This window comes from Bacillus sp. N447-1, from assembly GCF_022701035.1.
GTDB classification, from domain to species: Bacteria; Bacillota; Bacilli; order Bacillales; family Bacillaceae_G; genus Bacillus_A; species Bacillus_A cereus.
The window spans coordinates 4801135-4825851 of record NZ_CP065509.1 but is presented as its reverse complement, the minus strand read 5'-3'; the positions used below and the strand labels follow the sequence as shown (position 1 = coordinate 4825851).

The following is a 24717-nucleotide window of genomic DNA, read 5'->3' as shown; positions in this document are numbered from 1 at the left end:
AGCTTAATACAAATAAATTCACCCTATTTACGACTCTCATCGCAAATAGGGTGTTTCTGTTTTTATCTCGCAATTTAAGAATATATACTACTCATTTACAATAAAAGTATATACATCATCATAAATACAGCCATTTACTTTAATCACATACTTCCCAGGTTTATTAAAACTAATTGTGTATTTATTTAACTGAATTGCTTCTTTATCTCCAGAAAGAATATCAATGCTTCTGCCACTTAATACATACAATTCATTTAGATTCATCGTTACATCAATTGTATTGAAATTTTCTACTTTCACTTGCTGTGCTTCCGCAACGCTTACACTTGGTTCTAAAAACAGTAATCCACTTAATCCAATCGTCCCCGCTAAAGCAACTCCCGCAAACTTTTTAATCTGTTTCATTACAATGACCTCCTTATAGATTTTACGTAAAGGCAATGTCCTCCCTTACACCACAAAGCCTATATGTAATGAAATGAAAAGTAAACGGGGACTGTAAGACAAAATTCTACATCTTTTTCTCCTATTGAATATAAATCCAACGTTTGGAATTTTGACACATTTAAAATTGTTTCCCTAAACCAATTTCTCCATAATTTATTCAAAGACTGAATAATTACTTATTTATTTAACATTCTAACAATAGTTGATAAAGATGCTTTCTATTCAAAAAGACTTTGCTATAAAAGTAACTTTTACAACAAAATCCATGCAACTAATTTTATTCAGCTTTCCATAATCTCTCTACATTCATTAATTGTTCTTCTTTAAATTCCATCTTATATATATCCGGTTTTGACGTATTCATTAAAAATTCAAAACCATATTGTTTATCAAAATAGTTCATCATTAATGTCATGACAAGCCCATGTGTACCAATTACAATTTTGCATCCTCGAAAATCCATTAAGATTTCTTTTAATACTTTCACTACTCTTCTCTGGCAATCTGCATATGACTCTCCTTCCGTTCGTGCAAAGTCCGGATTAGAGAACATCTTCTGTACAAGTGGATACACCTCTTTGTCTGATATAACCTGATCCTCACTTGAAAACATACACTCTTTAAGATTTTCATATACTACTATTTCTTTTTCATGGAAATTAGCTGACTCCTCTATCGTTAGCATAGCCCGATTATAAGGACTGGAAATAAAAGTATCAATCCTCTCCGCTTTTAATATGTCAGTTACTCTACGGGCATCCATATGTCCCCTCTCAGTTAATCCACGCATTCTTTCATTTCCTTCTAGTTTTGGTGATTCACCATGTCTAACCATATAAATATATGTGCTCATAATTTCTCCTTAAAATTTTTTATAAAGTGAAACTTTAATCAGCCCTCACTAATCGGGCTGCCCGGCAAATAGCAAGATAAGTTAATAAATCACGTTCATTTATCCCATTTCAACACTTAGGGGTAATACTAAAATACTTTATAAACTGTGCTGATTTGTTCGTCTAATCCATTCTCCTACTAAACTCTCAAATAATTCAGGCTGCTCAATTTGCAAATTATGCCCTGCCATATCTAACACTGCTAATGTTGCCCTTGGATATTCTTCAATAATTTCTATAATATTTTGATAACCTACTGATATATCTTGTCTTCCAGTCAGTAAAAGAACGGGATTTTCATATTTTTCATGCTGAAAATCCATAGTAAGAGAGTAATTCTTTTGCAACCTTTCAATAAATTCATAATTAGCAACATCTAACCCAGGCTTAATTTCTTCTTTAAATCGCTTATATGTATATTCATTTGCTATTACAGCTAACTCACAAAACTCCTCTCTTTCTGTGGAAGTGAGCGTATTTAAAAATTCCTCATCTTGTACAATTACCTGTTTATCTGGAAGAATCCTTTTTTCTGGATCCGCTACAACAACAGGACATACTAATAGTAATCCGCTAACTCTCTCAAACATCTTTGCAAGTATACCTTTGGCTAAATAGCCTCCATATGATTCTCCTACCAATAAAAATTTTTCAGTAGAAATGATTTCCTCAATAAATGTGATAAGCACTTCTACTATACGATCTGAACTATTTATCCAATTTGGAGCATTCGATTTTCCCATTCCAGGTAAATCAATATATATTCGCTTATAACCTTCATATTTCTGAAATACTGATTCCATACATTTCATCATTAACCTATGGTCAGGGGCGCAGCCATGTATGATAATGACCGGTTTACCCTCTCCCACAATTTCATAGTATATTTCTGCATCTTTAATTCGATATATCATAAAAAAGCCTCCCTATTTAGTGGCAATACTATTCCACTCTGTAAGAATACACGTTCTTATTTTATATCTTTTCTCAATATTTTCACAAATATTAATCTTCAGATTAAAAATAAAAAGCTCACCAAAAAAAGATACTCATCATTTTATATGCAATTTTGCATCTCCACTTACAAATCACTAAAAACTTTACAATTCAAAGGATGACTAAATATACAATTTCTATTTAAAGTCTTGATACAGTCTATACTATCAACCGCAATATTTTTTCAACCTTAAGAATACTTACACTCTTTAACACTTTCCTTATAAACATGATTTTTATAAGGAAATCTGATACAATTCTTAAATAATATTATTATGTATAGATATAACGAACATAGTGCATAATTAAAGAAGGTGATTTCATTGAAATTAAATAAAATTTACAATTATGTATATTAATCGGAACATTAATATGCTATTCAATCTATTTTATGTTTTTCTATCTGTTCCCTACTCATTTTTCAAATTCAGATGTACGCTTCGCTTCACTTGTCGTTGAAGCCATTACATTTGTATCACTGATTTACTCTATATACTCTAAAAAAGTCAGTTCAAATCCGTTTTGGATATGTATTACAATAGCAATTGGTAGTTTTTTATTAGGGAAAATAGTATATACATATCAAGATAGCTTCTTCGAAATTCCAATACATCGTTTTACGGTTTCTGATGTATTTTACATGTTTTTCTATTTTTCTGTCTTATCGCTTTCTGCTATAAAATCTTAAAGGAATGCAATAAATGGGAGAAAGCGTTCTTTATTTGTGATATATGCATAGTGCTTACTTCCATATTTACATTAGAATGGTATTTATTTAATCAACCAAATTTAAATATATTCGCTCTTTCACTAGGAGATGTTTTCCTTTCATTTTTATACCCAATTGCAGATTTATTATTTCTACTGCTAGGTGTTAGTCTCTTTTTCCGTCCAACAATTTTTAATTCCAAACGGAAAATTTATATCTTTATTTTTGTATTAATAAGTTCTGCAACTTTTAACTATATTTATTTTTACTTAAATAACCACTTATCAACTGAAACGATAATATTATTACGTCTTTTATATAGAATACCTATATTACTTATTGCAATAGCTGGCTCTATTTCAGAAGATCATAATAGCCATAAAAATTATTTCCTTGTAAACCCTATAATAGGAAAAAAAGCTTTAGTTGTATTTCCCTATCTTGCTGTTGCAATACTAATCGGGTTTACATTAAAAGAACAAACATCATCTTCAACTCTCATTACAGGAAATTGTATTACTTTTATTTTCGTACTCATTCGTCATTCTATCGTACGTATGCAAAACAATTCCTTAACAAAACGTTTGCAGGCATTTAATGCCCAACTAGAAGAAAAAGTTACTTTACGGACTTCTGATTTAGTTCATAAATCAGAGGCTCTTTCTCAAAAACAGCAAAAGTTTAAATCATTATATGAATATCATCCTGACCCTATTTTCACCATTGATTTAAATGGAATATTCTTAAATGTAAATAAGGCTGGGAGTGTACTACTTGGAGCACCAACAGATGAGTTACTCGGTGAAACTTGTTTTTCGATTATTTTAGATGAAGATAAGCATAAGCTAGCATTGGCGTTAGAGAAAGTGAAACAACAAGAATCGGCATCCTTACAACTTAGTTCTCAATATAAAGATGGCTTTACTTATTTTTTATACGTTACAATCATTCCTATTATAATAGACGGACAAATTTCAGGAAGCTATATTATGGTGAAAGATATTACTGCACTAAAAAAACAGCAAGAAGAAATAAAATATTTAGCATTCCATGACACTGTAACGAAAATTGGTAACCGTGCCTTTTTCCATAAGAAATTAAAGAGAGTTATAAAAAATGCTGAAATAACAGAAAGCGAGTTTGCATTATTATATTTAGATTTAGATCGCTTTAAAGCAATTAACGATACACTTGGACATTCATCAGGAGACTACATATTAGAAGAAGTAGCAAAGCGCTTCCAATCATGTCTTCCATCACATACTCATCTTTCAAGAATCGGTGGCGATGAATTTACAATCATAATTGAAAACTATACTGACGAAGATTACTTATTCCAATTATGTAACCAATTATTTAAATGCATGAAAAAGTCATTTATCATACATGAGCATAAATTAACTTTATCACTGAGTATCGGCATCGCTATTTATCCACATTCCGGAATCGATACCGCTACACTTCTGAAAAACGCTAATGTTGCAATGTATGATGCAAAAGCAAAAGAACTTAACTCTGTATCTATTTATGACGATGTAATCGCTAAAAAAATTGAAAGACGATTGCGATTAGAAAAAGATTTACCAAACGCACTACAAAATGAAGAATTGTTCCTTTTGTATCAACCTCAAGTTGATAGTGAATCTAATAAAATTATCGGTGCAGAAGCTTTAATTAGGTGGAATCATCCTGAATTAGGTATTATTTCTCCATACGAGTTTATTCCGATTGCAGAAGAAACACTACAAATTATTTCAATAGGTAAATGGACATTAGAGCAGGCTTGTAAACAAATGAAACGTTGGCACGCACTCGGATATTCACATTTAAAAATAGGTGTAAATTTATCTGCTAAGGAATTTGAACAAGAGGATTTTGTAAAATCTATTTCTTCTACTTTAACAAATACAGGTTTACCAGCAAGCTCTCTTGATCTTGAATTAACAGAGCGAATTGCAATGATGGATGAGCGAGAAACATTGATAAAACTGCGTACACTAAAAAGTTTAGGGATTCACATTTCTATCGACGATTTTGGTACAGGTTATTCTTCGCTAGCCTACTTACCTTTGTATCCAATTGATACGTTAAAAATCCCGAGAGAATTTATTACAATGTCTGAAACATGTGATGATGGAATGGAAATTATTAAAACGATCATCACATTAGCAAATACATTAGGAATGTCTGTCATTGCTGAAGGTGTAGAAACGAAAGAGCACGTAAATTTCCTTCAAAAAAATAAATGTCAGTTTATTCAAGGTTATTATTACAGTAAACCTATTCATATTCATGCATTTACTGAGCTATTAGAAAACGGCATTCACCCATAGTACATAACTAATTAGAACAAATATAGCAAAAAGGAAAGAAGATACCTTCTTTCCTTTTTTTTTCTATTTACATTTCTATTACTTCACCACTTCATTTATTATATCTATTATTTGATGAATTCCCTCATCATTTGTTTTCTTATATCCATTCATGTTTTGAATATATTTCTCCTTATTTGTATACAACTTATTTACTGCATGTATAAATGTATTCGTACTTACTCTGTCTTGGAGTATAACTTCCGCATATCCTTGCCGTGAAAAATATTCAGCATTTAAAACTTGATCTCCCCTACTGGAACTGTTAGTTAACGGGATAAGCAACATCGGTTTCTTCAAAAATAACAATTCAGAAATAGCAGTAGAACCCGCTCTAGAAACTACAACACTTGCCATATTTAGTATATGCGGCAACTCGTCGCCTATATATTCAAATTGCATATATCCCTCCATGCCAATAGATGGGTCTATCTTCCCTTTACCACATATATGAATAATATTAAAGTTTAATAGTATTGTATCTAAACATTCCCTTACCATATCATTTATCCACTTAGCACCTTGACTCCCACCCATAATTAATAATACTGGTTTATCTTGCTGAAATTCACAATATCTTCTTCCTCGTAATACGTTACCCTTCTCAATTTCTTCCCTTACAATTGGTCCTACATAAACCTTCTTCTCATTACTTACATTCTCTCCTGTCTGAGGAAATGTTGTGCATAGCTTTGTAGCAAAAGGTAATGCTATTTTATTGGCAAGCCCTAATGTGCTATCTGGTTCACGTATAATTATAGGCACACGATTTAACCATGCTCCTATAGCTACAGGAACTGAAACAAATCCTCCTGCTGAAAAGATAACGTCAGGCTTTGTTTTCTTAATTAAATTATAACTTTGTAAACAACCGCGTATAATTTTAAAAGGATCTTTAAAATTCTCCCAATCCCAATATCTCCTAAGCTTTCCCGTTGAAACACTATTGTATTTAACATTTTGCACTAATGATTTTTCAATTCCATTTTTGGATCCAATATACTCGACTCTCCAGCCTTTCTCTATAAATTTAGGAATTAATACAATATTAATCATAACGTGTCCGGCTGTACCGCCCCCAGTAAAAAGAATCGTTTTGCTCATAACTTATACCCACCTTTATTATTAAAAATCTAGCTTTCTCTTTACCTTTTAAATGTAAATAAACTTATTATTTTTTATATAAATCTTTAACTCCACCTCTATATCTTGTAAAAGATCGTTAATGAGTTCATAAAAATCATTTCCATACTCACTACACTCGTATTGAGCAAAGATTTGAATCACATATCTAGTTTCCGTCTCTAATGCTGACTTTATTCGATTAACCCTTTTTTCTTCTACATACGCTTGATATTTATGTATTGCCTCATAAATAAGCAATACATGCGCTTCTTCATCTCTCCAGTCCAGCGTATCAACAATTGAAAGAAATAGCGTATTTTGATTATCTATTACTTCATAACCATTCATATATTTCTTACACCCTTTTTTGTTTTTCATTGCACGCAGATGTCACTACACTTCGCATACTCAAGTACATCTTTTAATGATTGATGAAATTCAATTTCTGGGATCCAACCTAAATTTTTTATTTCCTCTGTTGCTAAACTCTCATTTGAGTCGCTCCCACTTTTCTCTGTTTCCTCTATAAAAAAATTTAGCTGTGTTAATTCTTTATATTGTTCTAGTACATCTAATAAAGATCGTTTTACTCCTGATCCGATATTATATTGTTTTCCATTTATTCCATCTCGTAATAACACATGATACGCTTTGACCGCATCACGTACATCTAGAAAATCTCTACTATCTTTCAAACTGTTTACTTCGATAATAGCCTTACTTCTACCTGATTCTATATCTATTATTTTCTTTGCGAGAATCGAACAAATACCATTCGATACCCCTGGACCAATTAAGTTTGAGGGCTTTGCAATGATAATATTTGAATCCATTAATCCTCCCCAAGCCTCTGCAATAATGACTTGCATCGTTTTACTTAAACTATATGGATTTGAAATTTTCATTTCGTTCATACTATCTGCTTGCAAAGCAGATCCTATAACTAATGTTCTACAATGCGAGGCTTCTTGCTTAATTGCTTCTAATAAATATAACGTTCCTATTACATTAATCTCTATATACTCAAGAGCAGCTGTCCAAGATTCTATAACCGAATTCCTTCCCGCTAAATGCAATACGTAGTCTGGCTTTATTTGTTTCATTACCTTCATTACTTCGCTCTTATTAGTTAAATTACACGTAATACCATTTCTAATTTTTTCTCTATGTGCACGATTTTGAAACATAGGAATTACATGAAAGCCCTGCTCTAAAAAATAGTGGCAAGCATGGCGGCCTGTGAAACCATTTGCACCAGTTATTAAAAGGCTCGCATTTTTTTTCATCGCAAAAACCCTCCTTTTAATAGCATTTGTTTCACCTCATGTTTTGCAAGTAAATCTTGTTGAGAACTAAAACTCTTCACATCCACTAGCGGATAGCTAGAATAATATTCTTGAAGTCCTTCGATAGGAATCGTCGGTAGTACCACAAAATAATTTTGATCAAAACTTATACTTGTTTTACTCTCTACCTCAGATAGAAGCATTTCACTTAATTTTTCACCCGGTCTTATCCCTACCTCTTTCACCTTAATATTTTCTTTTTTTGAATCTTCAATTAATATTTCCGCTAAATCTGTTATTTTACATGCCGGCATTTTCATAACAAAGATTTCCCCGCCTCTACCTTGATATACGGCTTTAAATAACAATCCAACAGCATCTTCAACTGTTAAGAAAAATCTAGTCATATTCGCATCGGTAATCCCTACTTCTGAAGATCTTTTAATTTGTTGTTTAAAAAGCGGTACTACACTTCCACTCGTTCCTAAAACATTTCCACCACGAACACAAATGAATTTTGTTTTCTTCGTTTGTATATTCGCATGAACCATTAATTTTTCACCAATTGCTTTTGTCATCCCATACGTATTTGATGGATCAGCTGCTTTATCCGTTGAAACATATATAACTTTTTCAACTTGCATCTGTGTAGAGGCTTCAATTACATTTTGCGTACCATGTATGTTAGTTTTTATAGCTTCATAAGGATAATACTCACATACTGGAACGTGTTTTAAAGCTGCAAGATGGAATACATAATGTACACCTTGGCATGCATAGACTAGTTGATCTTTATCACGAATATCTCCAATAATAAATTTTAGCCTATGATCATTTATAAACTGTTGCTGCATTTCAAACTGAACCGTTTCATTTCTTGAAAAAACTCTAATTTCTTTCGGTGATTTTTCTAATAGTTGTTTTATAAGTTCATGCCCCCACGAACCTGTACCACCAGTAATTAAAATTATTTTATTTAACATTCCTTTTCCTCCTACGAAACATCTCAATTTAAATAATATTTATTGAATTATTTTCAATTGATTCAAATCATAATCGTCGTTTGTTACATTTAATTGACAAAATAAAAAAACAGAAACTATTAAACTTAGTTTCTGTTTTTCATTTCACCTCACAACAGTAAGATTTTCCATACTGTTTGCATGATAAATAAATTCCTTGTAAAAAAACACCGCTCATTTATTTCTTATACTCGTAATAAAATAAATAGAATGATTCATAGCCAATAATCATGTTTAAATTTATGAAAAAGGGAGGTAACGGAATGGACCGAAGCAATTCAAATCATACATATAACGGACCTTCCAAAGCACTGCCTCTCTCCCTATTCGACGTAAAAAATGAATTAAAACAAAAAAGCAAACTTATTCCTTCTGATACCATGTATAAATTAACGAAAGAAGAGCAACTCATCATCAACAAAATAAAAATACAAACAGAACAGCTAAATAAAAATAATGTTACAAGAACACGCGCATACTACCAATTTTACATTCAATATCCAGAAATACATTGGGCACTGCTTGGACATATGGTATCACGTAACGGCGGTTGGAATATGACTGATTTAAAGGGGGATTTATATACGAGAATTTTATCAGAGAAAGATCAATTCATATTTTTTTCTTTTTTAGAAAAAGGGAATTGGCTTATTTTCCAAGATGTATACCCTCAATTTTTACTTTACGAACAAAGTGTAAAGAGATCACAAAAGTTATTTCACCTTCTCCCTCACCTAAATGTTTCTACATTTATGGAAACGATGTGGCACCATTTTTGGAAAACAGGTAACAAAAAAACTTTAGCGATTGCCACTATTATTAATGAACAAAACTACTTAGAAAAAAGAGTGATTCAAAATGTACAATTTAAAAAGACTGTACTAAATAGTATTGGATTTAAACTCTTTGATTTCTTTCAGTTTAATCATATTCTTTTCCCATTCTACGAAAATGATAAGAAACAAAAAGTATTACTATTTGGTGATACAATGAAACATTTCACTTCCTTACATGAACGGATATTAATTGGAAAAAGATTGTACTCATTATTATTTCGAGATACACATGTTTTATCTCAAATAATAAGCTGGGCTCAACACCATCCACATACAGGATCAAGGAAAGATTACTGGCCCCATTTATTTTCAAGTGTAAATGAATCTTTTTCCCGTGAGTTTTATAAGCGCCGAATAAAGAAATGCCAGTTACGAAATGGCGCTTATCGCATATACAGCCCTGCACTCATCTATGCATGGCGAGATATGAAGCATGAAGAAGTTGACAGTGAAGATTGGTTTACCGATTGGCAAGTTGTAAATTACTTAGTTGATAAGGAGGAAAATATAAATGGACAAATTACAGAAGACTACTGCAAAACACTCGAAAAAATTGAACTCGCCATTCTCGCAAAGAAAAATGTCCTCCTCCGAGAAGAAGAATGAGTTTCTAGCATTAGTAGTTACAATCTTTCTCTCTTCTATTATTGGAACTTGCTTAGATGCCTTTTTTGTTCATAAACAAATATATTCCTTTCCGGCTAGGCCCTTCTCATCCACATTTTCGGTTAATATAGCTTTTACATTGTTCGTACTGCCGATTTTAACAGTTATCTTTATACACATTTCAAAAAAATTATCTAACGTTTCTAGAATTTTATTTATTATTTCAATCGGTATTTGTGCTAGCCTTTTTGAACAGATTGCTGAAAGTTTAGGTTTATTTGTACATAACGCGAATTGGAACCATACATATTCTTTATTTGGTTATATGATTTTTCATTCTTTTATTTGGAACGTATATAATTGGATAAAAAAATAAAGAGACCATTATAGGTCCCTTCTTAAGCATACTCTTCCGTTATTGCTAATGGTGCCAATGTTTGAAGGCTTTTAGAGCGTAAACGATAGGCAACGACTTTCTTCTTATATTGCTTAATGACATCAACATGTTCTTCATAGCTATATAGCGAAAATCTAATCTCTTTATTCCCTTTCTTCGTATCAATGACTATGGGTGTCCCTTCTCCGTGCGGCGGGAAATAATGTTTATCTAAAAACAAAGCCTCATTAAATTCATGAATAACTTGTAGTTTCATTTCTCCCTCTATATTTTTTCCATCTATCGATATAGAAGTATTTTCCGCCTCAAGCTTTTGATGCAATTCAAATTTACTAATAATTGATTCCACAACAGAAGTGGGCATGCTAGAAACTAATACTTTAATAGCTCCAAAAACAAATAATGTAACTATAAACCATGTTGTCATTGTTATCATCTCCATTACATTTAAAAAATAAATTTCGTTCCATACGGTATTAGTATACTAATGAGTATTCCAGTTACAATCATCGTTACCGAACCGATTGTCGCCTCTTTCTCGCCTTCCTTCACGAGACGGCTCACACCGATAATATGTGATGCACAGCCCATTCCAACTCCTTTTCCAATCGTACTTGTTATACTGAAAAACTTAAGTACTGTTGGTCCGATAATAGCGCCTGTTATTCCTGCAACAACTACAAAACTAGAAGTCATAGATGGAATACCACCAATTTGATCCGCTAATGATAGGGCAATAGGCATCGTTGCTAACTGTGGTAAAGTAGTTAATATAAGTTCCTTATCTATATTTAAAATTCCGCCAATCACTACATTCATACTCGTTACAGCCACTATACCTATCACTACTCCAATAAGTATCGATAAAAAATTTTTCATAAGTATCTTTCGCTCTTTAAATAGAGGTATGGCTAATGCTACAATTGCAGAGCTCAATAAGCTTGAAAGAATGTCTCCTCCATTTTCCCTATACTCATGATGAGAAATACCAAAAATGAAAAATAAACAAATCATAATTGCCGTAACTGTTAACACCGGTAACGTAAATGCAAACGTAAATTTTTTATATAGCTTTGTCGCCAAGAAATAAATTGCTACAGTAATAATAATTAAGACCATTTGAATCGTGCACCTTGTCGATTTTATTTTTTTGTTGTTATTAATAATTGACTTATATACCCTGAAACAATCAAAGTTACTACAGTACTTGCAACTACTAAAAGGAATATAATACTCTCCTTACTGAAAAGAAAAGACCCGTATTCCATGAGCCCTGTTGTCGAAGGGATTAAAAATAACGGTAAAAATACGATTAACTTTTCCGCACCTAACTCAAACCATTTTAACGGTAAAACGCGAGTGGAAAGGAGCAGGAACAGTATTAACATCCCTATTAAACTTCCTGGCATTGATAGATGGAATACTCCTTGAATCCACGTACCCACTAGGCTAAATACATATAGCACGCCTACTTGAAGTAAAAGCGTCACGTACTTCATTTCTTTCCCTCATTTCACTATCACACATCCATATTATGAAATCTCATTTAGCGTGTCGGCAAACCGTTTAATTCCAAGTTGAATTTGTTCTATATTCGCTCTACCAAACGTAAATCGTATATATTCATTTTTCGAACCTAAAACACTGCCCGGAACAAATGCGACACCATTCTGTATAGATTCACCTAATAAGTGATATTCATCAAACTTTCCTTTCACTTTACACCATACATGTATTCCACCCTCTGGCACGAAACATTCAACTCGGTCTCCCAATGTTCCTTCAAGCTCTGCAATTAATACATCTCTTCTTTGCTTCAATTGTCCACGAAGTATCGTAATATGTTTATGGAAATCCTTTGATTCTAAAAATTGATTTGCTACCCACTGCGTAAATACACTATGGCCAAAATCAACTTGTTGCTTTGCATCTGCTAAACGCTCAATTACACGTGTAGGACCAATTATCCATCCAATACGTAATCCTGATGCAACAATTTTTGATAATGAACTTATATAAAGAACATTTCCATTTTGGTCCATTGATTTTAATGTCGGGTTCACTTCTCCATTAAAAGAGATTAAACTATACGGATCATCTTCTACAATTGGTATACCGAACTCAGAAGACAGTTCTAAAATTTTTTTACGTCTCGCTAATGAAAGCACAGTCCCCGTCGGATTCTGATAATCTGGATTCAAAAACACCATACGAATGCGATGCTTTTTGTGCAAATCGATTAAGTCATCTGGATTCATTCCATGCTCATCAACAGGTAAATGAAATATGTTCAAACCGGCCGATTTAAACATTGGAAGCGAAAAACAATACGAAGGATCTTCAATCGCGATCGCATCACCAGGTTTTAATAAACATTGAACGATAAGATTAAGCGCCTGTTGTGCTCCTGACGTAATAAGAATAGAGCTTGAATCTGCTTCAATTTGTTTATATTGCTGAACATGTGCTGCAATTGTTTTTCTCAACATCTCATTTCCAAGTGGATGATCATAACCGAGGTTTTCCATAAATGTTTTCTCCGACAAAATTGTTCGAAATCTATCACTTGGAATTAATTCTGGTGACAGTTCACCGCTTGCTAAATTAATTAAATCATCTTTTTGTGTTTCCGTTCGAATTTGTTGAACGAGTGGTACGTTAGGTAAGAACGATCCATCCTCCACGTACCTACCCCAGTTCGGTATTCGTTTATGTGAGACACCCCATATGTCTGTATTGACCCGTGTTCCGCTTCCCTTTTGCCGTTCTACTACTCCAAGTGATTTTAATTCTTCATACGCAGCTACTATTGTACTCCGGTTCACCTGTAATTCCTTTGCTAACATACGCTCAGAAGGTAACTTACTATCAGAAGGAAATTCACCTGAAGAAATGCCTCTTTCAATATAATCCGCAATTTGTTTATATACAGGTGTCTTATCTGCACGATTTGGTTTCCATTCCATCTAGTTTCCTCCTTTCAAAACGAACTATCCTCATTTTTTACTAACAGTATTCACCGTAAAAATAGTATTAATTAGTCACATTTTCTTATCCGTAAATGGATATATCCAAAATGGTTCTCTTTCTGATTACTCAATAGCTTCTGAAATTCCAACTTCATACTCTCATTTCAATTCTTTTACAAACTATTAAATCATTACCGCGTACCATGTTACCCCGGCCAGTAGAACAAAAAGAAGAAGAATATAGATTGCAGATAAGTTTTTCACATTTCTTTTTGTAGACTTACCGTAATTCTCCTCCACGTTTCTTGCAACTAGTACAGTCCCAAATAGCGATACAATTACAATAATAACGACTAGGGAAATTGCAAAACTCATTGTCTTTTCACCTCTCTAAGACCCATCTATTTTAATTAAAGAACTTACATAAAAACCTTCCTCTTTAAAACGTCGATAACATACTACCTTTCTTCTCTTATCATAATAGATGTTTACAAAAAGCGGACCAACCACTTTCATGTTTTTTTGCTCATCCACTTAAAAAATAAAAAGCAACTGATCACTTAGGACCAGTTGCTTTTTTCACACGATAATTTTTCATTTAAAATTAATTCGATTTAAAAGTTTCGCCTTTTCATAATGAAACATCGACTGAGATAACTCAAAAATTGTTCCATTTACAAGATACACTGTATTTTCAATAAGAAGCGCCGGATCACCTTCATTTAATTCTAAAAGCTGTGCATTTTCTTTATTTACTTTTTCACAACTAATAACTTTATCAGCAAAACCAATATTTAATCGTAAATCTTCAATGAAATAACTGTATACAGAGCTTAATGCTATTTCTTCGTTCAAATATGGAATAATATCCTTTTTGAAATAACTTACTTCAATAGAGAATGGTTTAGCATCTACAATTCTTAAGCGCTTCAAAAAATACAACCTAGTTCCAGCTTCGCATTGCATCCGCTTTGCTATCTCTTCGTCCGCATCTATTACTTCCAGCTCTAACACTTTCGTTTCAATATTTTGTGAAACAAGATTTTTCGTTAATCCACGTAAACTTCCTAAATTAATGTAATCTGTTACAGAAGTTTCGCGTAAAAACATGCCACTACCTTGCACTTGAAAAATATAACCTCTATTCACAAGCTGACTAATTACTTTACGTATCGTATTACGGCTTACTTCAAATCGATTCATCAACGCTTCTTCTGTAGGTAGTTTTTTCGTTTCATTAAAAAGCCCATCTCGAATGTTTTGCTCTAACACATCTGCAATTTGTTTATACTTTGCACTCATACACTTTCTCCTAAAATACGCTTTTATCTGTTATAACTCTTCCCCTCTCGTTTCGACCACACGTTTATACCAATGAAACGAAAGTTTCTTCTTACGTTTTAAGTTATCATTATGATCGACAAAAATAAAGCCATATTGCTTTTTATATCCATTTAACCAACTTAAAAGATCAATCACTGACCATGCATAATAACCTTTTAAGTTAATTCCCTCTTCAATTGCACGCTTCATTACTTTTAAATGCGCTTCAATAAATTTAATTCTCGGAACATCTACAATTTCTCCGTCAATGATTGGATCTTCATCACCAAGTCCATTTTCCGTTACATACATCTTTATGTCACCGTAACGCGCTTTCAACATATGCAATCCCTCTAAGAAACCTTCGGGAGATATTTCCCATCCCCATTTTGTATATGTTTTATCATCCATTTTAACTGTTCGATAAAAACCATCAAAAGAAGGGTTACCTGGAGCAAGCGTTGAGTTTTCTCGAGAATGTTCCTCACTCTTTATATCCATATCGTATCTTTCTACTCGTATTGGTTGATAATAATTCAAGCCAATAAAATCATTTTCTTCTGCATTTTGTTTAATGATTTCTAATTCTTCAACCGTCCAATTAGGAGTCCATCCTTTTTCCTTTAATTGTTGTACAACATAAGACGGATACTCGCCTTTTAAAATTGGATCATAATACCAATACGTTTCATATTCATTCGCATGATTTGCTGCTTGTATATTTTCTTTTTGATCATCCACACTATAAGCTGGTAAGAAAACATGTGTAATCCCAATCTCACCATATTGTTTCAGCTGCTTGTACACCGCAACTGTTTTCGCGTGTGCATAAAATACATAATGAGTCGCTTGAAAATACTTTGGAACATCATTTTGTATTCCTGGTGGATGTGCACCTTTTAAATAACCTAATCCACAAAACATTACGGTCTCATTAAAAGTAATCCAATGCTTAACTCTGTCACCAAATGCCTTAAAACAAGTTTCTGCATATTTTACGAAAGCCTCTGCTGTTCTTTTATTCGTCCATCCACCATCTTTTTCTAACGGTAATGGTAAATCCCAATGATATAAAGTGACAAACGGCACAATCCCGTATTTTAAACATTCATCAATTAAGTTGTTATAAAATTCAATCCCTTTTTCATTTACCTTTCCATCTCCAGTCGGCAATATTCTCGCCCAAGAAATAGAAAAACGATACGATTCTAATCCCATCTCAGCCATTAAGCGAACATCTTCCTTATATCGATGATAATGATCAACAGCTACATCACCATTTGTTCCATTGTATGTTTTGCCAGGAATTTTTGAAAACTCGTCCCAATTCGTAACACCTTTTCCATCTTCATTCCATGCACCTTCTACTTGATAAGAAGCTGAAGCAGCTCCGAATAAAAAATCATGTGGAAACTTCATAGTATATACCTCCATTTCATTACAACAAATCAAATTCAATCATACATATAAAATTTATAGGTACAAATTTTATATGTATGATTATATCTTATGTTTTTATTTTTTTCTATTATAAAAGTACAATTTATATTGTTGGTTATTGGAAAAGAAATAAGAAGCGATATATTTTATCGCTTCTCACTCTCATCATCTTTATTCTTTTATTAATGACTTATTCGCTCTTATAACTTCTTGATACAATAATGGTGACCACTTTTCATTTATGTAGTCTTGAATTACCCAGCCTACTCTCGCAGGATTCTTTTGTTTTATATGGTTTGCAATTTCAGGATTTATATAAGAGGCATAGTAATATGGACTATTCCATGCTGTACCACCAGAAGACAAGCTTGTAAAATTTATATATAGATGATTTAAATCCTCGCTATTGTTCATCGTTTCATTCATTGTATCTTTAATAGATTTTACTTTCTCATCATAACTCACTTTATATTTATCTTGTACTGTTACATTTACATTTTGATTTACAGTTGTGGTAAACGTCTCATTATCTGGCCAATAAAAATTATTATATCCTCCAGATTCATTACTACCACTATATCTTTTTAGTAGTACAATTTTCCCACGAGCATCTCCAAGTTTTATATTTCCTTCTGTTTTTAAAAAGATAGGATCAACAAAATAATTTTTTTCAAACGTACTACTAAATGAATCTTCTGCCCCTTTCATATCCTCATACTCTTTTTTTAAAGACATAATAATCGTTTCACTCGGGTTATCTCTTAAAAATTGTTTCGCTTCGTTTATGAATTCATGCAGTGTTACATAAAGATATAATGGCCCATGATGAAGAACTATCGTATTATCATCTGTTAAACGTCCTCTTATATCAAAAATGCGAGCTCCATGGTCCATTTGATAGCGAAAATCATATTCTTGCGTCATTCCCCATACTTGCTTAATCGGATTTTGCAACTTGAACGTCCCACTATCGTGTGTTCCTGGAATTGAAATTCGTGCTAACGGGATATTATCAGGTATAGGTTGCATCCATTTCGACCAATTTTCAAGCTCATTAACAGAGCTAGCTGCAACTACTTGCTTATCATGTAAAGCAAATACAAATGTGATAAATATTGTACTACATATGAATAATTTCAAAATTAACTTCTTATTGCTCATTATTATCCCTCTCTTTTTCTGTTTTTATATCAAACTTATTGAATATAATATAAGCTAGTTCAGAAAAAATAAATAACATTTCATCAATATGAAATATTGCATAGAAGTAAAGTTAAAAATCATTCACATATACTAAATTAGAAAATTTAAAGGAACTTCATCTGAAGTTCCTTTTACTTATTTTATGTTCAATACGTATGAACCATCTGTATTCTCATATTTATAGACGTATAAATAATATTTACCTGGCTTTGCATTATAAGTTCCTTTAACTACATTGCCTTCATTTTCACCATATGCTACATAGTTATTTAAATCTGATTCATGATGAAGTACCCATGTCATTCCGATATTTTGTTCATTTAGTAGAGAAATATTAATATTTTCCGGCGAGTCAATTTGGAAAGTAAATACATCTACTCTATCACTATTATGTAGCATTCCTTTCACCGGTGTATGAAAGTTAACTTTATTTGCCTGTCTAGGCTCATTATTTGGTTCATTTTCTGTTACTTGTAATTCATTCCCACCGTTTGGTTTTCTTTGTTCATAGCCTAAGTTTACTAGTATAGACTTCAAATCTGGTAAAACACCAATTTTATCTGCATATGGATCTTTAGATTTTGTTCCTGTGCTCTGGTTGCTTAATATTGCTCTTAGTTCACTAGGTCTATATGGTTGTCCTAAATTTTCTTTAGCAATGCTTTGTACTAAAGTCGCTGCCCCAGCAATAATTGGCGAGGCACTAGATGTTCCGCTAAAGCTTGAAGTATATAGATTTACAGCACTTCTACTTTGTTCAGCTGTAGTTGTATCTACATTTTCTCCCCATCCGTACACATCAATACGGCTTCCATAATTCGAAAACCACATACGTTCATGAGGGAAAGATGAAGAGCCAGCGCCTACCATAATTGCACCCGAATCTTTAAAATCTTTACTATTACGATTTAAGACTTGCTTACCTTTTCTATCTTTGAACTGGTCTAAATCATTCCACCCATTTGCTCCAGCCTCTATAATTACAATCCCTTTATCTGTACCAGCACGAATTGCATCAAAAATATCTGGTTGTACTTCAACAGGTAAATATTTATCACCATATCCATCAAAGGATGCTTGCGCCTCTAATAATAAAACATCCCCAGCTTCTAACTGATTTACAGCGCTTAATATTGCATCAGCCGTATTATACTGTCCGTTATCTCTTATTTGAGAGATAACCTTTGCTTTCGCTTTTGGCGCAATCCCAATATTCCCGACTTCATTGTCCTCAGAGGATACAATTCCTAGTACAGACGTCCCATGACCGACATGCTGATCTATATTTCTTCCAGACATTAATTCAATATTTTGATGTAATAAATCCTCATGATTTAATAGCCATCCGTATTCCATATCAACAAAAGTAATACCATTTCCATTACCGCCTTGAATTCCCCAGGCGAAAGGCGCATTAATACCGTATGGGGCTGCTTCAAGATAACCTTGTTTTTTAAATCTAGGATTGTTATTAGGATTAAGAGCTACACTTGATGATTGCACTTCAGGTGGCATTATTTTCTCTTGTTTCTTCATATACGCATCTTCTATTAAAGAAGATGCCTTTAACTTATCTACTATTTCTTCTTCATACCCACTATTTTGATTTTGAAGAATATAGTAGTTTAATAGACTTGTAGATACATGATTAGGTGCTTTCACTTCAAGGTTTTGTATTTGTTCCGGGCTTACAGATGTGAATAAACGAGTAAATGTTACATCTGGATATTCTGTCAAAAGATCTTTTATTATTTTATCATTCGTTTGAGATTGTATTTGTTTTTCAATACCATCTTCATATGGCAAATCCAAATCCGCTTTAAATTTTACAATGATTTGCTTATCTGTTTCTTGTTCTATCCCTAATTTACTCTGCTGTTCTATAGAATCAGCATATACACTATTGATAGTGCCTCCTGTTCCTAAAAGTGTTGTAATGATTACAGTTGACGCACACATTTTTTGAAATATTTTCATTACATCAATCCTCCTATTAATAATTATTAATCATTATATTAATCTATAATGATTAATTCTATAACGTATTCCTTTCTACTAAATAGATTATAGTAATCAGAAATATGAACTTCAATGTATTTTCATATGCAATATTTCATATTCTGACTCTACACTAAACGAATATGAAACTTATAGTGATTATTTATTTTATATGTGCTAATATACTTACATTAATATATTACGCATATACACATTTCAAACTACATTACTTAATCGTTTCACCTTAATTTTTTCTTAGGAGGATTTACAATGAAATTACTAAAAATAAAACATATAATTCCTTTATCTGCGGCCGCAATTACATTCGTATGTAGTCAAAGTACAGCTGAAGCTTCTACCATTCATACAGTAAAAAAGAACGATACACTTTGGGGCATTAGTAAACAATACGGAGTTTCAATACAATCCATTAAACAGGCTAATAATAAAGGAAACGATAAAACCTTTATTGGCGAACAGTTACATATTCCAGGGTCCGTGAAATCAAATGAAATCACTGTTCCTCAAAATGCCAAGCCTGCGAACATTTCTGAACAAATTATTTATCAAGTACAACCGGGAGATTCATTAGAAACGATAGCAAAGCGTTACAATGTCACTGTCCAATCTATAAAACAAATGAACAATACAGTCGGAAACAAGCTTTATACAGGACAACATTTAAAAATCAACTCAAGTATTTCACAAAAAGAAAAAGACTTAATGGCACGCTTAGTTACCGCTGAAGCAGGTGGCGAATCCTATAAAGGAAAAGTAGCAGTAGCCAAAGTTATACTAAATCGTGTAAATGCAAAAGGTTTTCCAAATACAATAACAGGCGTTATTTATGAACCTATTAAATACGGATATGCATTTACTCCTGTTACAGATGGAAGAATTAATCAACCTGCAAGTGCAGAAGCAAAAATGGCTGTAGAAGAGGCTATCTCCACAAATGGAGTAGATTCAGACTGGATTTATTTCTACAATCCAAAAACATCAACGGACAAGTGGATTACGACACGTCAAACAGTAGCAGTAATTGGTAATCATGTTTTTGCTAAATAAGATTTAAAATCATTAACAGACCTCTTCACTTAAAAGGTCTGTTTTTTTCTATGTAAGATGTTATTAATCATATGACATAGTTATTTTTTAAACTGTTTCTTCTTTCAAATAAAAATTTTTGTATTTACTCCACCACTCGTAGAAATTAATAAAGCATCAAGTTCAAAAACTCCCACTTTATTAATAAAAGCTATTTCTTAACTTCATAAAATTGTTATACACTAGAAAAATAAAAAACAAACTATTCGTTAGCAGGTGGAAGAATATGTATGATGTTACGATTATCGGCGCTGGAGTAAGTAGCATTTTTATGGCTTATTCACTAGCTAAAAGTAACAAAAAAGTTTTAATTCTTGATAAAGGTAAAGCGCTAGAAGATCGCCATTGTCCTTTAGACGAAGGAAAAGTGTGTAATTGTACTACATGTGATAAATATTTCGGGTTTGGTGGTTTAGGCAAATCTGAAGGGAAATTTAATTATACAAACGGATTTGGCGGAGAACTTGAGAAAAAAGTCGGTAAAGAGGGTTTTTTACAACTCATGGCTGAAGTAGATGAAATTCTATGTCAGTTTGGTGGAAGTTCGGTTTCAAAATATTCTACTGAAAATTCAAGTCTCACTAAGAGAGCTGAAGCGTGTGGTTTACAAATGCTAACAACAGAAGTAAGACATCTTGGTACTACACTTTCCAGTAACATTTTTCAGCAGCTCTATGAATTTTTACTGACGAAAATAAAGATTCAATTTCATATAGATGTACAACATATTCTGAAACAGGAAGATCATTTTACAATAGATACAAATCAAGGAACAGTTCAAACTAAGCAACTAGTATTTGCAACTGGGCGCTCTGGGGCCGATTGGTTAAAAGAAATGTGCAGTTCCCTAAATATTTCTCAGGAGCAAACACGTGTAGATTTAGGAATTAGAGTAGAAATGAAAGAACATCAATTACGTTCTATATTAAAAGATACTTTTGAAACAAAACTTTCTTATCAAGGTGAGCATTTCACAGCAACTACTTACTGTATGAATCCAAAAGGACGCATCATTCGAAAGTACGAAGAAGGTTTAGTTATGCCTGACGGTCAAAATTTTCGAGAGCAAGGAACTGGCACTTCTAATTTAAATTTCACTTTATTTATTCCTAGCTATTTTCCAACTCTCAAAGAAGCAAATGTATACGCAAGTTCAATTATTAAAGGCATTAACCAAGGACGAGATCGGATTGTTATACAGCGCTTAGAGGACTTACTAAAGAAACAACCTACGGCGGAAAACAGCATGGAACATAGCCGTATACAGCCTACACTACAGGGGGATTATGGAGATTTGAATCAAGAAATTCCTCAATTATATATTGAAGGGCTCAAAGAATTTTTATTACGTTTAGAACAATTTATACAAGAACCTATTGATCAACATACTTTACTATATGGAATTGATGGAAAGTTCTATGCTCCTACGATAAAAATTAATAATCATTTTGAAACTAGTATACATGGGCTATTTTTAATTGGAGATTGTTCAGGCGTTACGCATTCATTATCTCAAGCAGCTGCAAGTGGTCTGTATGTTGGAAAGTACTTATCTGACATTTAATTTCTATCATTAAAATGTCAGTCAAATATTTTCAATTTCAAAACACTTTACTTACATATAGTAAAATTATATTAATAAACCCCCTATCCTTCCCTGCTAATAATTAACCGACAAAAAATCGGGATTTTACAAAATACATATGTAATATAACTGTATATTTAAAACGATTGACATTCAATTCTAATAAATTGAATGTCAACAGTTTTAAAAGTCTCTATCCATTTTCACTTTTATTTGTTCGATATTTTGTAACATCATCATAGTGTTTAATATGGTAGGATGTCTATAAGTCAATTTCACTACAACTATGACTTGTTCTGCCCGTTTCTCAAAAAGAGTTATATTTATGCTACTACGCTTTAAAAATCCCCATTGTATATATATGAATACTTCAAATTATTCCCTTTAGAAAACAAAGTCTAAATGGTTCATTACACTCTAATAGTTATAAAAACATAATATATAACTTTAGTTAAATAAATTATATAAAGAAGGTGTAAAAATGAAGAACAAAATAAATTTACAAATGCAAAATATAAGTTTTGTTATAATAATGGCTTTAGCGGTATGGTTAAAAACATATCTTATTACGCGATTCAGTTTTGATTTAAAAATCGAGTCTTCAACGCAAGAGCTCATTTTGTTTATTAGCCCTCTAGCCGCATCATTAGCATTTGTTGGATTAGCATTATTTGCAACTGGTGAAAAGCGAAATTATATAGCGCTCTGTATTAATTTCTTATTAACAATCGTGCTTGTTGGAAATGTAATGTTCTATGATTTTTATAGTGATTTCGTTACATTACCAGTACTTGGACAAACCTCAAACTTCGGCCAATTAGGCGGCAGTATTATAGAAATATTAAACTACAAAATTATACTCGCATTCGTAGACATTGTTTTCTTCTTTATTTTATTAAAAAAGAAATCATTGGTCTTTAAAACAGAACGTGTAACTCATTCTACGCGCTTGTTATACTTTCTTTTAACGATTGGTGTATTCTTTGCGAATCTACATCTTGCAGAAAAAGAGCGCCCTGAATTATTAACAAGATCATTCGACCGAGTCATGCTTGTCAAAAATTTAGGCTTATATACTCACCAAGTATATGACTTAACACTGCAAGTAAAAGCTGGGTCACAAAAAGCACTTGCTGATAGTAGTAAATTACAAGAAACTGAAAACTACGTAAAAGCAAATCAAAGCGAGCCAAACCCTAATATGTTTGGTGCAGCGAAAGGAAAAAACGTAATTGTCGTCACTCTTGAATCCTTGCAGACCTTCTTAATAGGCGCATCAGTGAACGGGCAAGAAGTTACACCATTCCTAAATGAATTCATAAATGAAAGTTATTACTTTGATAACTTTTTCCATCAAACTGGTCAAGGGAAAACATCTGATTCTGAATTTCTAATCGATACGTCGTTGTATCCATTAAATCGAGGAGCTGTATTCTTTACACACGGTAACAATGATTATACTGCAACTCCAGAAATTTTACGTCAGCAAGGTTATTTCACTTCTGTATTTCATGCGAATAACGCAACATTTTGGAATCGTAATATCATGTACTCTGCTCTTGGTTATGATCGTTACTATAATGAGCTTGATTACAAAATTACACCAGAAACAAATTTAAATTGGGGATTAAAAGATATCGAATACTTTGATCAATCAGTAGATATATTAAAAACTGTTAATCAACCATTCTATGCTCGTTTCCTTACTTTAACAAACCATTATCCATTTACGTATGATGAAGATACAAAATTCATTGAACCATACAACTCTGGTAATGGCGTATTTGATCGTTACATCGTAACAGCACGTTACTTAGACGAATCCATTAAAAAATTTATTGAGCGTTTAAAAGCTGAGGGAATGTATGATGATTCTATTATTGTTTTATATGGTGATCATTATGGCATTTCTGAAAAACATAATCGTGCAATGGCACAGTTTTTAGAAAAAGATCAAATAACAGAATTTGATACTCTGAATTTACAACGTACACCTTTATATATTCATATGCCTGGCCAAACAGAAGGTGAAACGATTTCAAAGCCTACAGGACAAATTGATATAAAACCTACTATTCTAAATTTACTTGGGATTGATACTACGAATGATATTCGTTTTGGCCATGATATGTTTTCAGATGAATATACTGGCTTTGTTGTTTTACGTGATGGTAGCTTCGTTACAGATAAGTATGCATACAAAAACAACACTTTCTACGACCGTATAACAGGTGAAATTGTAGATTTACCAAAAAAAGAAGCTCAAGCCCTCATTAAACGTGCCCAAAATGAATTACGAATGTCTGACAAAATTATTGAAGGCGATTTATTACGCTTCTCAGAAAGTAATAAGATTAAAACTGGTGAAGTACAAACTAAAATTAAAGAAACAGAAAAATAATC

General features: G+C 32.5%; 21 protein-coding genes and 1 pseudogene. 6 read left to right on the top strand and 16 right to left on the bottom strand.

Going from position 1 to position 24717, the window contains the following annotated elements; translation table 11 throughout:
• Positions 1-87 precede the first annotated feature (87 nt).
• The 3 genes from IQ781_RS24725 to IQ781_RS24715 form a co-directional block, all read right to left on the bottom strand.
• Entirely contained in the window at positions 88-405 is a 318-nt protein-coding gene (locus IQ781_RS24725) for a hypothetical protein (protein ID WP_000809495.1), read from the bottom strand.
• A gap of 319 nt (positions 406-724) precedes the next feature.
• Positions 725-1300 (bottom strand): histidine phosphatase family protein, encoded by a 576-nt coding sequence (locus IQ781_RS24720; protein ID WP_000109179.1) that lies wholly within the window; start codon positions 1298-1300, stop codon positions 725-727.
• Positions 1301-1438: 138 nt separating this feature from the next.
• Complete coding sequence (locus tag IQ781_RS24715; protein WP_139846736.1) at positions 1439-2254, bottom strand: alpha/beta fold hydrolase; 816 nt, start codon at positions 2252-2254, stop codon at positions 1439-1441.
• A gap of 473 nt (positions 2255-2727) precedes the next feature.
• Between IQ781_RS24715 and IQ781_RS24710 the strand changes: the two are divergent.
• A pseudogene (locus IQ781_RS24710) lies at positions 2728-5378 on the top strand (sensor domain-containing protein).
• A gap of 78 nt (positions 5379-5456) precedes the next feature.
• Here IQ781_RS24710 and IQ781_RS24705 read toward each other — a convergent pair.
• The 4 genes from IQ781_RS24705 to IQ781_RS24690 are packed head-to-tail and all read right to left on the bottom strand — an operon-like array spanning position 5457 to position 8811.
• Entirely contained in the window at positions 5457-6521 is a 1065-nt protein-coding gene (locus IQ781_RS24705) for an undecaprenyldiphospho-muramoylpentapeptide beta-N-acetylglucosaminyltransferase (RefSeq protein WP_000047561.1), read from the bottom strand.
• A gap of 48 nt (positions 6522-6569) precedes the next feature.
• Positions 6570-6920 (bottom strand): DUF6572 domain-containing protein, encoded by a 351-nt coding sequence (locus IQ781_RS24700; RefSeq protein WP_002164458.1) that lies wholly within the window; start codon positions 6918-6920, stop codon positions 6570-6572.
• On the bottom strand, positions 6917-7828 hold the full coding sequence (locus IQ781_RS24695; protein ID WP_000739078.1) for an SDR family oxidoreductase: 912 nt from the start codon (positions 7826-7828) through the stop codon (positions 6917-6919). Before IQ781_RS24695 ends, IQ781_RS24700 begins: the two co-directional genes overlap by 4 nt.
• Positions 7825-8811 carry a UDP-N-acetylglucosamine 4,6-dehydratase family protein gene (locus IQ781_RS24690; RefSeq protein WP_000932614.1) on the bottom strand — a complete coding sequence of 329 codons (987 nt, stop codon included), beginning with the start codon at positions 8809-8811 and terminating at the stop codon, positions 7825-7827. The genes IQ781_RS24695 and IQ781_RS24690 overlap by 4 nt, the downstream gene beginning before the upstream one ends.
• A gap of 302 nt (positions 8812-9113) precedes the next feature.
• Between IQ781_RS24690 and IQ781_RS24685 the strand changes: the two genes are divergently transcribed.
• Together IQ781_RS24685 and IQ781_RS24680 are read left to right on the top strand one after the other, a co-directional pair.
• Positions 9114-10292 (top strand): DUF2515 domain-containing protein, encoded by a 1179-nt coding sequence (locus tag IQ781_RS24685; RefSeq protein WP_000376159.1) that lies wholly within the window; start codon positions 9114-9116, stop codon positions 10290-10292.
• Positions 10267-10668, top strand: a complete 402-nt coding sequence (locus tag IQ781_RS24680) for a CBO0543 family protein (protein WP_033666325.1) — start codon at positions 10267-10269, stop codon at positions 10666-10668. The genes IQ781_RS24685 and IQ781_RS24680 overlap by 26 nt, the downstream gene beginning before the upstream one ends.
• Before the next feature lie 22 nt (positions 10669-10690).
• On the opposite strand, the gene IQ781_RS24675 is transcribed toward IQ781_RS24680, so the two are convergent.
• The 9 genes from IQ781_RS24675 to IQ781_RS24635 form a co-directional block, all read right to left on the bottom strand.
• Complete coding sequence (locus IQ781_RS24675; protein WP_000214634.1) at positions 10691-11116, bottom strand: YfmQ family protein; 426 nt, start codon at positions 11114-11116, stop codon at positions 10691-10693.
• Between the two features lie 20 nt (positions 11117-11136).
• On the bottom strand, positions 11137-11808 hold the full coding sequence (locus IQ781_RS24670) for an LrgB family protein (RefSeq protein WP_000242943.1): 672 nt from the start codon (positions 11806-11808) through the stop codon (positions 11137-11139).
• Positions 11809-11831: 23 nt separating this feature from the next.
• Positions 11832-12188: a CidA/LrgA family holin-like protein gene (locus IQ781_RS24665; RefSeq protein WP_000878488.1), complete on the bottom strand. Its 357-nt coding sequence runs from the start codon at positions 12186-12188 to the stop codon at positions 11832-11834.
• A gap of 33 nt (positions 12189-12221) precedes the next feature.
• Complete coding sequence (gene pdxR, locus IQ781_RS24660) at positions 12222-13655, bottom strand: MocR-like pyridoxine biosynthesis transcription factor PdxR (RefSeq protein WP_000454965.1); 1434 nt, start codon at positions 13653-13655, stop codon at positions 12222-12224.
• Between the two features lie 186 nt (positions 13656-13841).
• Positions 13842-14033, bottom strand: a complete 192-nt coding sequence (locus tag IQ781_RS24655; protein WP_000006458.1) for a hypothetical protein — start codon at positions 14031-14033, stop codon at positions 13842-13844.
• A 219-nt stretch (positions 14034-14252) separates the two neighbouring features.
• The gene (locus tag IQ781_RS24650) at positions 14253-14960 is read right to left on the bottom strand and encodes a GntR family transcriptional regulator (protein WP_001274912.1); all 708 of its coding nucleotides are present in this window, start codon (positions 14958-14960) and stop codon (positions 14253-14255) included.
• A 30-nt stretch (positions 14961-14990) separates the two neighbouring features.
• Entirely contained in the window at positions 14991-16400 is a 1410-nt protein-coding gene (locus tag IQ781_RS24645; RefSeq protein WP_000671629.1) for a glycoside hydrolase family 1 protein, read from the bottom strand.
• A 192-nt stretch (positions 16401-16592) separates the two neighbouring features.
• On the bottom strand, positions 16593-17582 hold the full coding sequence (plcA, locus tag IQ781_RS24640) for a phosphatidylinositol diacylglycerol-lyase (RefSeq protein ID WP_000066288.1): 990 nt from the start codon (positions 17580-17582) through the stop codon (positions 16593-16595).
• 177 nt (positions 17583-17759) lie between these two features.
• Positions 17760-19601: a S8 family peptidase gene (locus tag IQ781_RS24635; RefSeq protein WP_000689195.1), complete on the bottom strand. Its 1842-nt coding sequence runs from the start codon at positions 19599-19601 to the stop codon at positions 17760-17762.
• Between the two features lie 291 nt (positions 19602-19892).
• On the opposite strand from IQ781_RS24635, the gene IQ781_RS24630 reads away from it, so the two are divergent.
• From IQ781_RS24630 to IQ781_RS24620, 3 genes are all read left to right on the top strand, one after another.
• Positions 19893-20690 carry a cell wall hydrolase gene (locus tag IQ781_RS24630; RefSeq protein WP_000771005.1) on the top strand — a complete coding sequence of 266 codons (798 nt, stop codon included), beginning with the start codon at positions 19893-19895 and terminating at the stop codon, positions 20688-20690.
• Positions 20691-20955: 265 nt separating this feature from the next.
• Positions 20956-22293, top strand: coding sequence for an NAD(P)/FAD-dependent oxidoreductase (locus tag IQ781_RS24625; RefSeq protein WP_000272405.1), 1338 nt, complete (start codon positions 20956-20958; stop codon positions 22291-22293).
• Positions 22294-22795: 502 nt separating this feature from the next.
• Entirely contained in the window at positions 22796-24715 is a 1920-nt protein-coding gene (locus IQ781_RS24620; RefSeq protein ID WP_000791030.1) for an LTA synthase family protein, read from the top strand.
• Positions 24716-24717 lie beyond the last annotated feature (2 nt).

Excerpts from the sequence above, each read along its gene's own strand:
- IQ781_RS24655 (WP_000006458.1), bottom strand. The coding sequence starts at position 14,033 with ATGAGTTTTGCAATTTCCCTAGTCGTTATTATTGTAATTGTATCGCTA.
- pdxR (WP_000454965.1), bottom strand. The coding sequence starts at position 13,655 with ATGGAATGGAAACCAAATCGTGCAGATAAGACACCTGTATATAAACAA.
- IQ781_RS24705 (WP_000047561.1), bottom strand. The coding sequence starts at position 6,521 with ATGAGCAAAACGATTCTTTTTACTGGGGGCGGTACAGCCGGACACGTT.
- IQ781_RS24690 (WP_000932614.1), bottom strand. The coding sequence starts at position 8,811 with ATGTTAAATAAAATAATTTTAATTACTGGTGGTACAGGTTCGTGGGGG.
- IQ781_RS24645 (WP_000671629.1), bottom strand. The coding sequence starts at position 16,400 with ATGAAGTTTCCACATGATTTTTTATTCGGAGCTGCTTCAGCTTCTTAT.
- IQ781_RS24620 (WP_000791030.1), top strand. The coding sequence starts at position 22,796 with ATGAAGAACAAAATAAATTTACAAATGCAAAATATAAGTTTTGTTATA.
- IQ781_RS24670 (WP_000242943.1), bottom strand. The coding sequence starts at position 11,808 with ATGGTCTTAATTATTATTACTGTAGCAATTTATTTCTTGGCGACAAAG.
- IQ781_RS24665 (WP_000878488.1), bottom strand. The coding sequence starts at position 12,188 with ATGAAGTACGTGACGCTTTTACTTCAAGTAGGCGTGCTATATGTATTT.
- IQ781_RS24685 (WP_000376159.1), top strand. The coding sequence starts at position 9,114 with ATGGACCGAAGCAATTCAAATCATACATATAACGGACCTTCCAAAGCA.
- IQ781_RS24650 (WP_001274912.1), bottom strand. The coding sequence starts at position 14,960 with ATGAGTGCAAAGTATAAACAAATTGCAGATGTGTTAGAGCAAAACATT.
- IQ781_RS24680 (WP_033666325.1), top strand. The coding sequence starts at position 10,267 with ATGTCCTCCTCCGAGAAGAAGAATGAGTTTCTAGCATTAGTAGTTACA.
- IQ781_RS24695 (WP_000739078.1), bottom strand. The coding sequence starts at position 7,828 with ATGAAAAAAAATGCGAGCCTTTTAATAACTGGTGCAAATGGTTTCACA.
- IQ781_RS24630 (WP_000771005.1), top strand. The coding sequence starts at position 19,893 with ATGAAATTACTAAAAATAAAACATATAATTCCTTTATCTGCGGCCGCA.
- IQ781_RS24635 (WP_000689195.1), bottom strand. The coding sequence starts at position 19,601 with ATGAAAATATTTCAAAAAATGTGTGCGTCAACTGTAATCATTACAACA.
- plcA (WP_000066288.1), bottom strand. The coding sequence starts at position 17,582 with ATGAGCAATAAGAAGTTAATTTTGAAATTATTCATATGTAGTACAATA.
- IQ781_RS24720 (WP_000109179.1), bottom strand. The coding sequence starts at position 1,300 with ATGAGCACATATATTTATATGGTTAGACATGGTGAATCACCAAAACTA.
- IQ781_RS24725 (WP_000809495.1), bottom strand. The coding sequence starts at position 405 with ATGAAACAGATTAAAAAGTTTGCGGGAGTTGCTTTAGCGGGGACGATT.
- IQ781_RS24715 (WP_139846736.1), bottom strand. The coding sequence starts at position 2,254 with ATGATATATCGAATTAAAGATGCAGAAATATACTATGAAATTGTGGGA.
- IQ781_RS24625 (WP_000272405.1), top strand. The coding sequence starts at position 20,956 with ATGTATGATGTTACGATTATCGGCGCTGGAGTAAGTAGCATTTTTATG.
- IQ781_RS24675 (WP_000214634.1), bottom strand. The coding sequence starts at position 11,116 with ATGACAACATGGTTTATAGTTACATTATTTGTTTTTGGAGCTATTAAA.
- IQ781_RS24700 (WP_002164458.1), bottom strand. The coding sequence starts at position 6,920 with ATGAAAAACAAAAAAGGGTGTAAGAAATATATGAATGGTTATGAAGTA.